Below are 15,864 nucleotides of genomic sequence, written 5' to 3'. Positions count from 1 at the left end.
GACGCCATCGCGGGCAAGCCCGCTCCCACACTTGAATGTTTTCACCGTTCAAAATGTGGGAGCGGGCTTGCCCGCGATGAGGCCCTGACAGGCAAAGCGGATTAAAGCCCTTCCAGCTCCGCCATCAAATCACTCAAACGGTCCACCTTCTCGGCACTGATGTCATTGGCTGCCAACCCTTCGATGTATTCGGCCAGCTCCGCCACCGTGCTGCACTCGAACATCGCCCGCAGCGGCACATCCCGTTGCAGGGTTTTCTGCACGCGGGAGGCGATCTGCGTGGCCAGCAACGAGTGCCCGCCCAGTTCGAAGAAGTTGTCCTGCACGCCGACTTTTTCAACTTTCAGCACGTCGGCCCAAATCCCGGCCAATGTGCTTTCCAGTTCGTTGCGCGGTGCCAGGTAGTCCTGGCTGTGCAACTGGCCGATGTCCAGCGCGGGCAAGGCCTTGCGATCAAGTTTGCCGTTGGCGTTCAACGGCAGGCGTTCAAGCCACAGCCAGTGCAGCGGCACCATGTATTCCGGCAGTTCGGCACGCAGGCGCTGCTTGATACGGTCGAGGCGTTCGCTCGGGTTCAGGGCCGCATCGGCAGCCACCAGGTAACCCACCAGATGCTTGCCGTTGACGCCTTCCTGCACGCCCACTGCGGCGTCACGCACTTCCGGCTGTTCGTGCAGGCGCGCCTCGATTTCACCCAGTTCGATGCGATAGCCGCGAATTTTCACTTGGTGGTCGATACGCCCCACGTACTCCAGCACGCCATCGCTGCGGCGGCGCGCCAGGTCGCCGGTGCGGTACAAACGTTCGCCGGGTGCGCCGAAGGGGTTGGGCACAAACACTGAAGACGTGCGCAGCGGATCACTGACATAGCCACGCCCTACCCCCGTCCCGGCCACACACAACTCGCCGACCGCGCCTTGCGGCACCAGCTCCAGCGCGCCGTCCAGCAGGTACAGGCGGTTGTTGTCGGTCGGCGTCCCGATCGGCAGGTAGGTGCCACGGGTAGAAGCCAAATCCACGCGGAAGAACGCCACATCATCCGAGCATTCCGCCGGGCCATACGCGTTCACCAAGCCAATCTGCGGGTAACGCAGCAACCACTGGTGCGCCAGCTCCGGCGGCATCGCCTCGCCGGTCGGCAGCATCCAGCGCAGGCCGTCCAGGCTGATGTGTTCCTGGGCAAGCATGCCCTGGATCAGCGACGGCACGCTTTCCAGCACGGTGATGCCCTGGGCCTGTACGTGGGTCAGCAAACCTTGCGGATCGTGGGCGATGGTATTCGGCACGATAGCCACCCGCGCACCAAACAGCGGCGCGGCGAGGAACTGCCACACGGAAATATCGAAGCTCTGCGACGCGGTTTGCGCGATCACGTCCGCCGGGCTCAAGTTCAGGTACGGCACCTTGCTCAACTGGTTATTGAGCATGCCACGCTGTTCCACCATCACGCCCTTGGGCAAACCGGTGGAACCCGAGGTGTAGATCACATAGGCGAGGTTATCCGGCCCACTGTAAATGCCCGGGTTGGTGTCGGCCTGCGCCAGCGCCTCCCAGATCAACAGCTTTGGCCGCGCGGAACAGGCGAACGCTTCGAGCAGTTCCAGCGCCTGCTCGCGGCACGCCTGCGTGCACACCAGCAACGGCGTGCGGCTCAGGTCGATAATGCGGCTCAGGCGCTGGCTCGGCAGGCCCGGGTCCAGCGGCAGATAACCGGCACCGGCCTTGAAGCTGCCGATGATCATGCCCAACAGGTCGAGGCTGCGCTCGGCCAGCAAGGCCACCGGCTGATCCAGCCCGACGCCCGCCTGCAACAGCGCATTCCCCAGGCGGTTACTGCGCCGGTTCAGCTCGGCGTAGCTCCATTGCCGGTCGAGGCAACTGGCGGCGATCCGTTGCGGGTGCGCGGCCACCTGCTCTTCGAACAGCTCGATGTAGCTGCGCTCCAGCGGGTAGTCATGGGCGCTGCTGTTGCAACCCTCCACCAGAAATTCACGTTCCTGCTCACCGATCAACGGCAGGTCGGCCATGTCGCCATGGAACCCTTGCACCAGTGCCAGCAGCAGGCGCTTGAACTCGCCGAGCATGCCTTGCACGGTGGTTTCGTCGAAGTAGCGTTTGTCGTAAGACAGGTGCAGGCCAAGGTCATCGCCGGGGTAGCACACGGCCGTCAGCGGGAAGTTGGTGTGGGTGCGGCCGGAATCCGAGGTGGCGTTCAGGCTTTGCGCACGATCCAGCACCGAGACTTCCACCGGGGCGTTTTCGAACACAAACAGGCTGTCGAACAGCGGTTGGCCCTTGGGCAACTCGCTGTGTTCCTGGATCGTCACCAGCGGCAGGTATTCGTACTCGCGCAGCTGCATATTGCTGTCGAGCAGCCCGCTCAACCACTGGCGCACGCTGCAACGCTGGTCATCCTCGGGCAGTTTCACCCGCAGCGCGATGCTGTTGATGAACAGGCCCACCGTGCGCTGCATTTCAGGCATTTCCACCGGGCGACCGGCCACGGTGACGCCGAACAACACGTCGCGGTCGCCACTCAGGCGGCGCAACACCAGCGCCCACGCCGCCTGGGCGAAGGTATTGACGGTGAGTTGGTGGGCCTGGGCCAGTTCGCGCAAGTGCGCACCCTCGCGGGCATCTAGGCGGGTGTAACAATCGCCCACTACCATGCCGCCGCTGTGGCCTGCGTGTTCACGCAGGAAAGGCCGGTCGCTCGGGATCGGCGTGGTGCGCTCGAACCCTTGCAGGTTCTGTTGCCACCACTGGCGCGCTTCGGCGAGGTTCTGCCGTTGCAGCCAGGCGATGTAGTCGCGGTAGCGCGGCGGCGTGGCCAGCTGCGCGTCGCGGCCTTCGCCGAGGGCCATGTAAATCTCGAAGAAATCATTCATCAGCAGGGAGCGGCACCACGCATCGATCAGGATGTGGTGGTTGCTCATCATGAACCAGTAGCGCGCTTCCCCCACACGGATCAGGCGCAGGTGAAACGGCGCCTGGTTGAGCAAATCGAACCCTGCTTCGCGCTCAGCCTTGAGCAGCGCTTGCAGGCGCGGCTCGTGCTCGGCTTCGGGATCATTGCTCCAGTCGAGGTACTCAATGGGCGTGCTGCCCGGTTTGTGGATCACTTGCAGCATGTCCTCGCCGACGTTCCAGCAGAACGACGCGCGCAAGGCTTCATGCCGTGCGATCACCGCCTGCCAGGCCTGGGCGAAACGCTCCGGGTCCAGGGCGCTGTTGATGCGGTAGCGGTCCTGCATGTAGTACAGGCCGGTGCCCGGTTCCAGCAAGGTGTGCAGCAGCAGGCCTTCCTGCATCGGCGTCAGCGGGTACACGTCTTCAATGGCACTGGCGGGTACCGGCAAGGCGTCCAGCTGCGGTTGGGTCAGGCGCGCCAGGGGGAAGTCGGACGGCGTGAGGCCGCCGGCTTCGCCCGTGAGGCAATGCACGATCAGGCTTTGCAATTCGGCCAGATACGCCTCGGCCAGCGCGACAATGGTCTGTTGATCATGACGCTCGCGGCTGAAGGTCCAGCGCAGCACCAGCTCACCGCCGTACACCTGGCCGTCGACACTGAGCACGTTAGGCAGCGGCGCATCCGGGTCATGGGCCAGACCGGCCGACTCGTCCAGCGGATGGAACAGCGCATCGGCACCAAAGCTCTGGTCGAACTGCCCCAGGTAGTTGAAGGTGATTGGCGCCTGCGGCAACGCCTGCAGGGTCTGCCGGGTCGGGTCGTCGGCCAGGTAGCGCAGCACGCCATACCCCAGGCCTTTGTGCGGCACGCCGCGCAGTTGCTCCTTGATCGCCTTGATCGAAGCGCCCTGCTCGGCCTGCGGCGTCAAACGCAGCGGGTAAGCACTGGTGAACCAGCCGACGCTGCGGGTCAGGTCGATTTCATCGAACAGGGTTTCGCGGCCGTGGCCTTCCAGCTGGATCAACGCCGAGTCATGGCCGCTCCAGCGGCACAGCACGCGAGCCAGGGCCGTCAGCAGCAGGTCGTTGACCTGAGTGCGATAGGCGCTCGGCGCCTGCTGCAGTAACTGGCGGGTGTGTTCGGCATCCAGGCGCACGCTGACGGTGTCGGCATCACGGTTGCGCAGCGAACCCTGCGCGCGATCCACCGGCAACTCCACAGCCGGGCCCGCCAGTTGAGCCTGCCACAGGCTCAACTCTTCGCGCAGGGACTCGCTGCCCGCGTAGGCCTGCAAGCGTGCGGCCCAGTCACGCAGGGCGCTGGTCTTGGCCGGCAGGCTGACGGACTGGCCATCGCTGAGTTGGCGGTAAACGTTTTGCAGGTCTTCCAGCAGCACACGCCACGACACGCCGTCCACCACCAGGTGATGGATCGCGATCAGCAAGCGTTGTTGACCCTCGGGGCCGTCCACCAACAAGGCGCGCAGCAGCGGGCCGTGGGCAAGGTCAAGGCTGCGCTGGGTGTCGGTAAACAAGGCGGTGCACTGGTCCATATCACGCACTTGCGCCTGCATCAGCACGCCGCCCTGAGGCACGGCCAGGTGTTCGGCATGCCACTGGGCATCGCGCGGGGTGAAGCTCAGGCGCAAGGCGTCGTGATGTTCCAGTACCGCCAGCAGCGCCTGCTCCAGGCGGTGGGGGTCAAGCAATTGCAGCGGCTTGAGCAGCAGCGCCTGGTTCCAGTGCTGACGGTTGGGGATGTCGGTATCGAAGAACCAATGCTGGATCGGCGTGAGGCCGGAAGGGCCGGTCAACACACCTTGCTCGGCGGTGACCTGCTCGGTTCGCGTGGCCACGGCCGCCAGGGTTTGCACGGTCTGGTGCTGGAACAGGTCGCGGGGGCTGAAGTGAATCCCGGCCTGCCGCGCACGGCTGACCACCTGGATCGACAGGATCGAATCGCCGCCCAGTTCGAAGAAGTTATCGTCCAGGCCGACGCGCTGCACGTTCAGCACCGCGCACCAGATCGCCGCGAGGGTTTGCTCCAGCTCGCTGCGCGGCGCCACGTACTGCTGGCGGTTGGCTTCAGGATCAGGCTGCGGCAATGCGCGACGGTCGAGTTTGCCGTTGGCGGTCAACGGCATGCCGGCCAGCACGATCAGGTGCGCGGGCACCATGTAGTCCGGCAGTTGCGCTTTCAGATGCGTCTTGAGGGACTCGCGCAAGGCACCGTGCTCGGCGTCGCTGACCAGGTAGGCCACCAACTGCTTGCCACTGGGCGAATCCAGCGCCAGCACCACCGCTTCACGCACGGCCTCGTGTTCGAGCAGGCGGGTTTCAATCTCGCCCAGCTCGATGCGGAAACCACGGATTTTTACCTGATGGTCGATACGCCCCAGGTACTCGACTAACCCGTCGGCGCGTTGGCGCACCAGGTCGCCGGTGCGGTACAAACGGCCACCGTTCAAGGCAAACGGGTCGGCGACAAACCGCTCCGCCGTCATCCCCGGCCGCTCGTGGTAACCCTGGGCCAGACCGGCCCCGCCCACATACAGTTCACCCTGCGCGCCCTGGGGCACCAGTGCCAGGTCGGCGTCGAGAATGTAAGCCACGCGATCACCAATAATGCTGCCGATCGGCACACTGCCCGCGCCCTCTTCCAGGTGCTGCGGCGCGAGGCTGGCCAGTGGCATCACCACGGTTTCAGTCGGGCCATAGGCATTGAAAAACACTTCGGGGCGGAACGCGGCACGGATGCGTTGCAGGTGTTCGCCGGTCAGCGCCTCACCGCCGGTGATGCACATGCGCACCGGCAGGGTTTGCTGTTGGGTCGCCAGCCATTGCGCCAACTGGCTGCCGTAGCTCGGCGTGAACCCCAGAATGGTGATGCGATGGGCGCGGATCAGCGCGCAGATTTCCTCCGCGTCCCACTGGCCCTGGGCACGCAACACCACGTGCGCGCCACTGAGCAACGGCACCAGCAAACGCTCGGTGGCGGCGTCGAAGTTGATCGAATAGAAGTGCAGCTCACAATCGTCAGGGCGCATGCCGAAACGCTCGATCACAGCCTGGCAATGCATGGCGATTTCACCGTGGGACACCACCACGCCCTTGGGCTTGCCGGTGGAGCCCGAGGTGTAGATCAGATACGCCTGATGCTGCGGCAGGCTGATCGACGGCAACGCATCTGCCGGGTAATTGCCCAGCACGGGCAGGTCATCTTCCAGGCACCAGCAAGCGACCGTCGCCGGCAACTCGCCCAGGGCTTCGAACATCGCCGCGTCACTGAGCAGCAGGCCGATGCCGCTGTCTTCGATCATGTAATGCAGGCGGTCCAGCGGGTATTCCGGGTCCAGCGGCACGTAGGCGCCGCCGGCCTTGAGAATCGCCAGCAGGCCGATGACCATTTCCAGTGAGCGCGGCAGCGCCAGGCCGACGCGCACCTGCGGGCCGACGCCGCGCTCGCGCAGCATCCAGGCCAGGCGGTTGGCACGCGAATCCAGCTCGCGGTAGTTCAGCGTCTCTCCCGCGAAGGTCAGCGCCGGCGCATCACCTCGGGCCATCGCTTGCTGGCTGAACAGTTGATGCAGGCACTGATCGAGACGATGCTGACCTTTTTCGGCCCCCAGACTGTCTTGCAACACGCGCTGTTCAGCCGCGCTCAGCAACGGCAATTCGCTGAGGCGTTGTAGCGGGTCGGCGATCAAGGCTTCCAGCACGTTGCGCCAATGCTCGGCCATGCGGGCAATGCGCGGCTCGTCGAACAGGTCGGTGCTGTACGTCAGGCAGCAACCCAGGCGATGGTCGAGGTCAGTGACTTCCAGGTTGAGGTCGAACTTGGTCGCGCGGGCATCGTTGGCCAGGTATTCGACGGTCATGCCCGCCAGTTGGCGGCTTTGCTGGAACTCCCAGCGCTGCACGTTGCACATCACCTGGAACAGCGGGTTGTACGCCGCACTGCGCGGGGGTTGCAGGGCTTCCACCAGATGGTCGAAGGGCAGGTCCTGATGGGACTGGCCTTCGATCACGGTGTGGCGCACTTGCTCGAACAGCTCGCCGACGCTCATCTGCCCATCGAGCCGGCAACGCAGCACTTGAGTATTGAGGAATGCACCGATCAGCCCTTCACTCTCCGGGCGGATACGGTTGGCCACCGGCGCGCCGATGCGCAGGTCGGTCTGGCCGCTGTAGCGGTAGAGCAACACGGCCAGCGTGGCGGTCATGGTCATGAACAGCGTGAGGCCGCGCTCGGCATTGAAAGCCCGCACGCGGGCGGCGAGGTCATCACTGAGGTCGAAACGGTACAGCTCGCCCTGATGGCTTTGGACCGGCGGGCGCGGGCGGTCACCGGGCAGTTCCAGCAGTGGATGCTCGTGACCCAGTTGCGCGGTCCAGTAGTCCAGTTGGCGCTGACGCTCGCCGGACTCCAGCCACTGACGTTGCCACACGCTGTAGTCGAGGTATTGCACCGGCAACGGCGCCAGCGGTGACTCGCGCTCGTCGATAAAGGCTTCGTAGAGCGCGCTGAGTTCACGGGCAAAAATGTCCATGGCCCAGCCTTCGGTGACGATGTGGTGCAGGGTCAGCACCAGGTAATGCTCCTGCTCACCGGCCTTGACCAGGCAGGCGCGCAGCAAAGGGCCGGTTTCCAGGTTGAACGGAGTGTGAGCCTCCACGTCCGCCAATTGTTGCAGGCGCTGCCGGCACTCGGTTTCGTTCAGCGCAGTGAAATCCTGCCAGTCCATGCGCAGGCCGGTTTGTGCCGAGACCTGTTGATACGCCACGCCGTCGACACTCGGGAAGGTGGTACGCAGGGTTTCGTGGCGCATGATCAGCGCTTGCAGCGCCGCCTCGAAACGCCCCACGTCCAGCACGCCACGCAGGCGCGCCATGCCGCCGACGTTATAGGCCGGGCTGTCCGGCTCCATCTGCCAGAGGAACCACATGCGCTGCTGCGAATAGGACAGCGGCACCGGCTGGCTGCGGTCGACTCTGGCAATGGCGGTTTGTTGGTTGCGCTGGCCAGCAGCCTGAAACCGGCTCACCTGCTCGGCAAACGCGCCCAGCTCGCTGGCTTCGAACAAGGTGCGCAACGGCAGCTCGACGTCACAGGCCTGACGGGTGCGGGAAATGATTTGCGTGGCCAGCAACGAGTGGCCGCCGAGGGCGAAAAAGTCATCGCGCAGGCCAATACGTGACAGGCCCAATACCTCGCGCCAGATGGCGGCGATCTGTTGCTGTAATGGGGTTTCAGGCTCCACATGTTCACGGATTTGCCACACCGGCTCGGGCAGCGCGCGGCGGTCGAGTTTGCCGCTGGGGCTCAAGGGCATGGCGTCCAGGCGCATCAACAGTGCAGGCACCATGTATTCCGGCAGCTCGGCGGCCAGAGAGGCTTTCACCTGGTGTTCATCCAGCCCGGCAGGGGCGGTGTAGTAGCCGATCAGTTGCGCGTCGCGCACCAGCACCACGGCCTGGGCGATACCGTCGAGGGCCAGCAGGCGCGCTTCGATTTCTTCGGGCTCCACCCGGAAACCTCGCAGCTTCACTTGCTGGTCGAGGCGGCCGAGGTATTCGAGCACGCCGTCGGCGTTCCAGCGGGCGCGGTCGCCGGTGCGATACAGCCGCGCACCCTGGTCATCCGCGACAAAACGCTCGGCGGTCAACCCGGCGCGCCCCAGGTAACCCCGGGCCAGGCCGATGCCGCCAATGCACAGTTCGCCCGGCACGCCCAGCGGCACGGGGTTGAGCTGCTCGTCCAGCACGCGGCAGATGACATTGCCCAACGGGCGGCCGATCGGCGAGCGCTCGCCGTCTTCCACGCGACAGTGCCAGTGAGTCACGTTGATCGCGGTTTCCGTCGGGCCATAACGGTTGTGCAACTGCACCGCCGGCAATTGCGCCAACACGCGGTTGCGCAGCTCGGCAGGCAAGGCCTCGCCGCCGGAGAACAGGCGACGCAGGCTGGTGCACTCGGCCACCAACGGTTCGTCGATAAACAGCTGCAACAACGGCGGCACGAAGTGCAGCGTGGTCACGCCATGCTCCTGCACCAGTTGCGCGATGCGATGCGGGTCACGATGCTCGCCCGGCCCCGCCAGCACCAGGCGGCAACCGGTGATCAGCGGCCAGAAGCATTCCCACACCGACACGTCAAAACTGATCGGCGCCTTTTGCATCAGCACGTCGGTGGCGTCCAGCGCGTAGGTGGCCTGCATCCATTGCAGGCGCTCGGCAAGGGCCGCGTGGGTGTTGCCCACGCCTTTGGGCTGGCCGGTGGAGCCGGAGGTGTAGATCACGTAGGCGAGGTTGTCGCCGTGCAAATGCAGGCCCGGCGCCTGGGTTGGCCAGCTGTCCAGATGCAGGCTGTCCATGGCGATCACGCACACGCCTTCAGGCGTCGGCAATTGTTCCAGCAACGCGGTCTGGGTGAGCAACAGGTGCACGCCGCTGTCGTGCAGCATGTAGGCCAGGCGGTCAGTCGGGTAGTCCGGGTCCAGCGGCACGTAGGCGCCACCGGCCTTGATGATCGCCAGCAGGCCGATCAACAGCTGTGGCGAACGCTCGGCGGCGATGGCCACGCACACGTCCGGGCCCACGCCTTTATCGCGCAGGTAATGGGCCAGGCGGTTGGCCTGGGTATGCAACTGGGCGAAGGTCAGGCTGCCGCCCTGCCAGACCAGCGCGGTGTCGTCGGTGGTGTTGCGGTTGAGCAATTCCGGCAGCCATTGCTGTGCGGGCGTGCACGGCGCTTCGTTCCAGGGTTGCTGCTCGTCATGCGGCATCAGCTTGAGGTCGCCGATGGCCTGCTGCGGCTGTTCGGTGATGGCGTGCAGCAGGTTGATGAAGTGTTCGGCCAGGCGCTGGATCGTGGTGACATCGAACAGTTCGTCGGCGTAGTCGAACGCCAGGCTCAGGCGCCCGTTGCGGTCTTCTTCGCTGTGCAGTTGCAGGTCGAACTTGGCTTCACGGCTGTGCCACGGCAGCTCATCGGCCAGCATGCCCGGCAGGCGGCGCAAGGCGCTCAAGTCGCGTTGCTGGTGGTTGAACATGACCTGGAACAAGCCCTGTTCGCGGGCTTGCGGGAAGGCTTCGAGCAGTTGTTCGAATGGCAGGTCCTGATGGGCCTGGGCGCCTATGACTGTCTCGCGGGTGGCAGCCAGCAACTGGTTGAACGGCAGTTGCCCGTCCAGCTCGGCGCGCAGTACCAATGTGTTGATAAAGAAGCCGACCAACCCCTGGGTTTCCTGGCGCGGGCGATTGGCATTCGGCACGCCGATACGAATGTCGCGCTGGCCGCTGTAGCGATGCAGCAAGCTCTGGAATGCCGCGAGCAACAGCATGAAAGGCGTGGACTGATTGGCCTGGGCCGTCTGGCGGATCGCCTCGCTGAGGCTGACGCTCAGGCGCACGCTGTGCCGCGAGGCACTGTGAAGGTGCTGCGCCGAGCGCGGGTGATCGGTGGCCAGGCTCAGACTCGGGTGTTCCTCGCCCAACTGCGTTTTCCAGTAGGCCAGTTGGCGCTGCCCTTCTCCTTGCGCCAGCCATTGGCGCTGCCAGCTGCCATAGTCGGCGTATTGCAGGGCCAATGGCGGCAGCTCCAGGGTTTGCCCCTGAATGGCGGCGGCATACAGGCTGGAAAATTCGTCGATCAGAACAGTCAGCGACCAGCCGTCGGCAATGATGTGATGCAGGGTCACCAGCAACTGGTGATCTTCATCGTCAAGGCGCACCAGGGTCACCCACAGCAGCGGGCCCTTTTCCAGATCGAACTGGGTTCGCGCTTCATCTTCGCGGATTTGCTGCGCGCGGGCCTCACACTCGGCCGCGGGCAGGTCGCTGAGGTCGATGACTTGCAGGTCGAAGTCGGCCGTTGCCTCCACGCGCTGGAAGGCTTGGCCATCGCGCTCGTAGAAGCGCGTGCGCAGGGCTTCGTGGCGCCCGATCAGGTGCCGGAAGCTGGCGCGCACGGCATCTTCATCCAGCTCGCCGCGCAGGCGCAGGCCGCCGGGAATGGTGTAGGCGCTGCTGTGCGGGTCCAATTGCCAGGTGATCCACAGGCGGTTTTGCGCCAGGGATTGAGGCAGTTCTTCCTGACGCGACAGCGCATGAATCGCACCCTGCGCCACGCCGCCGTCCTGCTGCAAGCGCGCCACACTGGCGGCAAATGCGGCCAGGCTCGGTGCCTCGAACAGCAAACGCAGGTTCAGCTCCAGGCCCAGGGTTTCACGCAAGCGCGCGACCACTTGGGTCGCGGTGATGGAGTTACCGCCGAGCAGGAAGAAATGGTCATCACTGCAGACGGTGGCGATATTCAACTGCTCACACCAGATCGCTGCAATGTGGCTCTGCAGCTCGGATTCCGGTACTGCATCGCCCGTCTGCGCCGGCAGGTCGGGGAATTGCGCATAGCGGTCGAGGCTGCCATCGGCATGGCGCAGGCCGCATGCGGCGCGCTGCACCTTGCCGCTGGAGGTTTTTGGCAAGCCGCCGGGGTTGAGCAGCACCACCACGCTCGGGGCCTGCTGATACGCCTCGGCCACGGCCTGGCGGATCGCCTTGATCAGCGCCTCGGGCGGTAGGATTTTCTGCACGCTGCGGCTGATTTCCGCGGCGATGCCGATGCCTTCCAGGCCCGCGTCCTGCACAGCAAACGCTGCGACCCGGCCTTTGCGCACCACTTCCACTTCACGCTCGATGGTCTGCTCAATGTCCTGCGGGTACAGGTTGTGGCCACGCACGATCAGCAGGTCTTTCAGACGCCCGGTGATGTACACCTCGCCGTCACGGATAAACCCCAGGTCGCCGGTGCGCAGCCAGGTGCGACCTGCCTGCTGCACAAAGGTTTTGGCCGTGGCTTCGGGGTTGCGCCAGTAGCCGTGGGCGATGCTCGGGCCGCTGGCCCAGATTTCGCCGACGCGGTTATCCGGCAGTTCAGCGAGCGTGTGCGGGTCGGCGATCAGCACCGCGTGTTCAGGCTGGCTGGTGCCACAGCTCATGATCGCACTGCCCTGCCCCGGCTCGGCACGATTGGCGGCCAGCGCTTGCTCGTCCACGCGCAACGCCGGGATTCCGTTGCCACGGGTGCCGCCGGCGACAAACAACGTCGCCTCGGCCAGCCCGTAAGAGGCGAAGAAGTTGTTCGGTGTAAAACCACAAACGGCGAACTTTTCGGCGAAGCGTTCCAGGGTGTCCAGGCGGATGGGCTCGGAGCCCGAATAGGCTACGCGCCACCGGCTCAGGTCCAGACGTTCCAGCGCGGTGTCGCTGACCCGCTCGCTGCACAGGCGGTAGGCGAAATCCGGGCCGCCACTGATGGTGCCGCCGTATTCGCTGATCGCTTCAAGCCAGCGCAATGGCCGGCCCAGGAAGTAAGCAGGCGACATCAACACGCAGGGCACGCCACTGAAAATCGGTTGCAGCAGGCCGCCGATCAAGCCCATGTCGTGGTACAGCGGCAACCAGCTGACGATCACGTCGTCCGGGTTGAGGTCGATGCCGAAGCCCCGGCGGATCAGCACTTCATTGGCCACCAGGTTGCCGTGGCTGACCTGCACGCCCTTGGGCAATGCGGTGGAGCCGGAGGTGTATTGCAGAAAGGCAATGTCATCGGCTTGCAGTTCGGGGGCGACCCAGTTGCCCGCAATGCCGGCGTCCAGCGTGTCGACGCTGAGCACCGGCGGCGCGTTGTCGATCTGCGCCAGGCCATCGCCCAGGCTGGCAATGGTCAGCAGCAAGCGCGGCTCGGCGTCGGCGATGATCGACAGCAGGCGTTCCTGATGGTGACGGCGAGTGGACTCCGGCGGATAGGCCGGCACCGCGATCACGCCGGCATACAGGCAGCCGAAAAACGCTGCAACGTAATCCGGGCCGCTGGGGAACAACAGCACCGCACGGTCGCCCAATGCCGCATTGGCTTGCAACGCAGCGGCAATGGTGCGGGCGCGCTGGTCCAGTTCGTGATAACTGAGCACCACGTTCTGCTCGGCACTGTCGGCAAGGAAGCGCAAAGCGATCTGGTCCGGGGTTTGCGCGGCGCGGCGTTGAAGGGACTCGACCAGGGTGCGGGGAAGTTCGAAGGCGTCCATCATGGGGTTCCTGCCTGAAATCGGCTTGCGGGAAATTCGGGAAATAAAGGGCGTTCAGCCGGCGACCAGGGACCGCGCCGCGCCATTGCGCCAGCGGGCCAGGTGTTCGTCGGCATAGCGGCGCAGGCAGCGCAATACCGCGCTTTCGTGCTGCACGAGAAAGAAGTGGTGGCCGTCAAACAGGTCCAGGGAAAATCCACTGGCCGCATCGGCCTGCCAGTCGAGCAACTGGTCGGCGCGCACGCTGTCTTGCTTGCCGCCGAATACGTGGATCGGCACGTCCAACGGCGCTCGTTCGCCATAGTTGAAACTGCCGCACAACAGGAAGTCGGCACGCAGGATCGGCAGCATCAGTTGCATCAATTCGGGGTCGGCCAGAGCCTCTTCGGTGGTGCCCTTGAGCTCGCGCAGGCGGGCGATCAGTTGCTCGTCAGTCTTTTCGACGGCGTATTCGCTGACATCACGGCAGGCCGGGCCGGCAGTACCGGAGGCGAACAACGCCAATGGCGCAGGCAGGCCACGCTCGCGCAAGGCATGCACCAATTCAAACCCCAGCAGGCCGCCGAGGCTGTGACCGAACACGGCATACGGGCCGTTCAGCTCATGGCTGATTTCGCCGGCCAGCTGCACCGCCAGTGCTTTGATGTCGCGCTGCAAGGGCTCGTCCATGCGCATGCCGCGCCCCGGCAATTCCAGCGGGCACACCTGCAACCATTCGGGTAAAACCCGGCGCCAGCGTGCATACACCATGGCACTGGCCCCCGAGTAAGGCAGGCAAAACAGACGCAATCGGGTCGGCGCACTCATGGTGTGAGGACTCCAAACTGAAACACGCTGTGTGCACGATAAAAACCCATCTCGCCCTCCTGCGGGTGCTGATCCATGGCCGTCTGCGCAACGGACCTGTCACCCAAGAGAACGGACGGAGGCGCCGGATAATTAGTCGCGAGGGGCGAGTGAGACGCGCCTGGCACCTAACGGGAAGGCATAAGATTAGTTCGCCTTCTCATTTGACAATCATTATCATTCAACATAATTTGTTGCCCGATGTGTAGGAGGCCTCAGCAAGGACGCCCTCCCCCAACCTCTTTTGCAACAAGGTGATTTCCATGACGGAACAAGTATCCACAGGCAGGTGCGACTCACCGCTTCTCCAGGCCTTCGTCGACAACCGGCTGATCCTGGTGAAGATCGCGGCACGCATTACCGGCTGTCGCTCCCGCGCTGAAGACGTCGTGCAGGACGCCTATTTCCGGCTGCAATCGGCGCCGACGATCACCTCATCGTTCAAGGCCCAGCTCAGTTACCTGTTCCAGATCGTGCGCAACCTGGCAATCGACCACTACCGCAAGCAGGCCCTGGAACTCAAATACTCCGGCACCGAAGAGGAAGGCTTGAATGTGGTCATCCATGGCGCTTCACCGGAAACCTCCCACATCAACTTCAACACCCTGGAAAACATCGCCGACGCCCTGACGGAGCTGCCCCAGCGCACCCGCTACGCCTTCGAGATGTACCGCCTGCACGGCGTGCCGCAAAAGGACATCGCCAAGGAACTCGGCGTGTCACCGACCCTGGTGAACTTCATGATTCGGGATGCGCTGGTGCACTGCCGCAAGGTGTCGGGCAGCCAGAGCGATACGTTTGCACGGCGGGTTTGACCGCCCGATCAAGCCCGATGAAAGCTGGCTGTTGTGTGGGAGCTGGCCTGCCTGCGATGGCATTAACCGGGTTTAACTGAGAGACCGAGGCGCCTGCATCGCAGGCAAGCCAGCTCCCACATCAGCCAGGCGCCTGCGGATTCAATGCCGACTCAGACCAACCCGCACCGCTCAAAAAAACGCTCCCGCCCCAGAATCATCAGCGCCGCGCGCTTGTGGGGGAAGTCAAATTCCTTTTCGCAGTGAAAACACTGGTTGTGCATATGGCCGATCATCTTCGCGTTATCGGCACGAGGTTCTGCCACCACGCGCTGGGTGCGCGGGTCGTCGAGAAACAGGTAGTGCACCAGCGCCGACAACCAGCTGGCAACCTTGTGCGGCCCGCGGTGATGCTCTTCGCCCACCAGCATGTGAATGCCACGATCGTAATCACCCGCGTCGTAGAACGGGGCGATGCGGTCTTCCTTGGCCCAATAGGCTTCGAAGTAGGCAAACGGCTCGTCGTCGAAGCATCCGATCAGCGTCAGGGTGTGGGGGTCGGCGTCGAGCTTGTCGAGGTACTCGCGGTGCTGTTCCAGGCTGCCGGTTTCCTGCCAGAAATTCGCCACGCGGGTGCTGTTCTGCCAGCGATTGAAGCGAGCCAGGTCCACGTCGATTTCAACGGTGCGCAAGGAAACCCAGGCGCCCAGACGCGCATCGAAACGCCGGTAGACCTCGCCGCGCGGTTTGGGTGCGCGGGTCGGGTGGCGTTTGCCGGCGCTGATGACCATCTGTTGCGGGTAACTGCCGCTGAAGGATTGGCCCAGCCACGGTTGAGGCAGTTGCCAGAACAGTGTGCGCTCGCAGCGAAATTGCCCCGGCGTTTCGGTTGCCACCAGCAAGCCGCTGCGCAGCGCATCTTCCGGCGCATGCTCCAGGTGCCAGATCACACGCTGGCGCGCCGGCTCCCTGGCGAACAACCAGTAACAGGCGCTCCACAACGCGCGGGCGTTGGCGACGCTGTTGGCCTCCTGCAAATGCACCTGCAGTTCATCGCCGCGTTCCAGACGCAGGCGAATCAGCGGCTGGCCTTCGAGGGTCAGGCTCAGGCGGCTGTCGGTTTCATCGGCATTCAGGGCAGGCCCGGCCGGCAATGGCAGGGCAGATAAATCATTCATGGTGGCGGCTCATGGTATTCGTCGGCAGATAGAAGAAGTGACGTGAGC

Annotated in this window: 4 protein-coding genes; 1 reads left to right on the top strand and 3 read right to left on the bottom strand. The window is 64.3% G+C overall.

Translation table 11 applies throughout. From position 1 onward, the window contains the following. Positions 1-101 precede the first annotated feature (101 nt). Positions 102-13,001 carry a non-ribosomal peptide synthetase gene (locus ATI14_RS16745; protein WP_080520588.1) on the bottom strand — a complete coding sequence of 4,300 codons (12,900 nt, stop codon included), beginning with the start codon at positions 12,999-13,001 and terminating at the stop codon, positions 102-104. Positions 13,002-13,052: 51 nt separating this feature from the next. After that, on the bottom strand, positions 13,053-13,805 hold the full coding sequence (locus ATI14_RS16740; protein WP_016973404.1) for a thioesterase II family protein: 753 nt from the start codon (positions 13,803-13,805) through the stop codon (positions 13,053-13,055). Between the two features lie 302 nt (positions 13,806-14,107). On the opposite strand from ATI14_RS16740, the gene ATI14_RS16735 reads away from it, so the two are divergent. Then, positions 14,108-14,659, top strand: coding sequence for an RNA polymerase factor sigma-70 (locus ATI14_RS16735; RefSeq protein ID WP_016973403.1), 552 nt, complete (start codon positions 14,108-14,110; stop codon positions 14,657-14,659). A 152-nt stretch (positions 14,660-14,811) separates the two neighbouring features. Here the strand turns inward: ATI14_RS16735 and ATI14_RS16730 are convergent, their stop codons facing one another. Further along, the gene (locus tag ATI14_RS16730; RefSeq protein ID WP_016973402.1) at positions 14,812-15,816 is read right to left on the bottom strand and encodes a GNAT family N-acetyltransferase; all 1,005 of its coding nucleotides are present in this window, start codon (positions 15,814-15,816) and stop codon (positions 14,812-14,814) included. Between the last annotated feature and the right edge of the window lie 48 nt (positions 15,817-15,864).

Source organism: Pseudomonas tolaasii NCPPB 2192 (assembly GCF_002813445.1).
Taxonomy (GTDB): domain Bacteria; phylum Pseudomonadota; class Gammaproteobacteria; order Pseudomonadales; family Pseudomonadaceae; genus Aquipseudomonas; species Aquipseudomonas tolaasii.
Note: the sequence above shows the minus strand (reverse complement) of the source record. Positions and strands in the feature narration are given on the sequence as shown.

What these genes read in the sequence shown, in the direction of transcription:
- ATI14_RS16735 (WP_016973403.1), top strand. Translation starts at nt 14,108, where the DNA reads ATGACGGAACAAGTATCCACAGGCAGGTGCGACTCACCGCTTCTCCAG.
- ATI14_RS16730 (WP_016973402.1), bottom strand. Translation starts at nt 15,816, where the DNA reads ATGAATGATTTATCTGCCCTGCCATTGCCGGCCGGGCCTGCCCTGAAT.
- ATI14_RS16745 (WP_080520588.1), bottom strand. Translation starts at nt 13,001, where the DNA reads ATGATGGACGCCTTCGAACTTCCCCGCACCCTGGTCGAGTCCCTTCAA.
- ATI14_RS16740 (WP_016973404.1), bottom strand. Translation starts at nt 13,805, where the DNA reads ATGAGTGCGCCGACCCGATTGCGTCTGTTTTGCCTGCCTTACTCGGGG.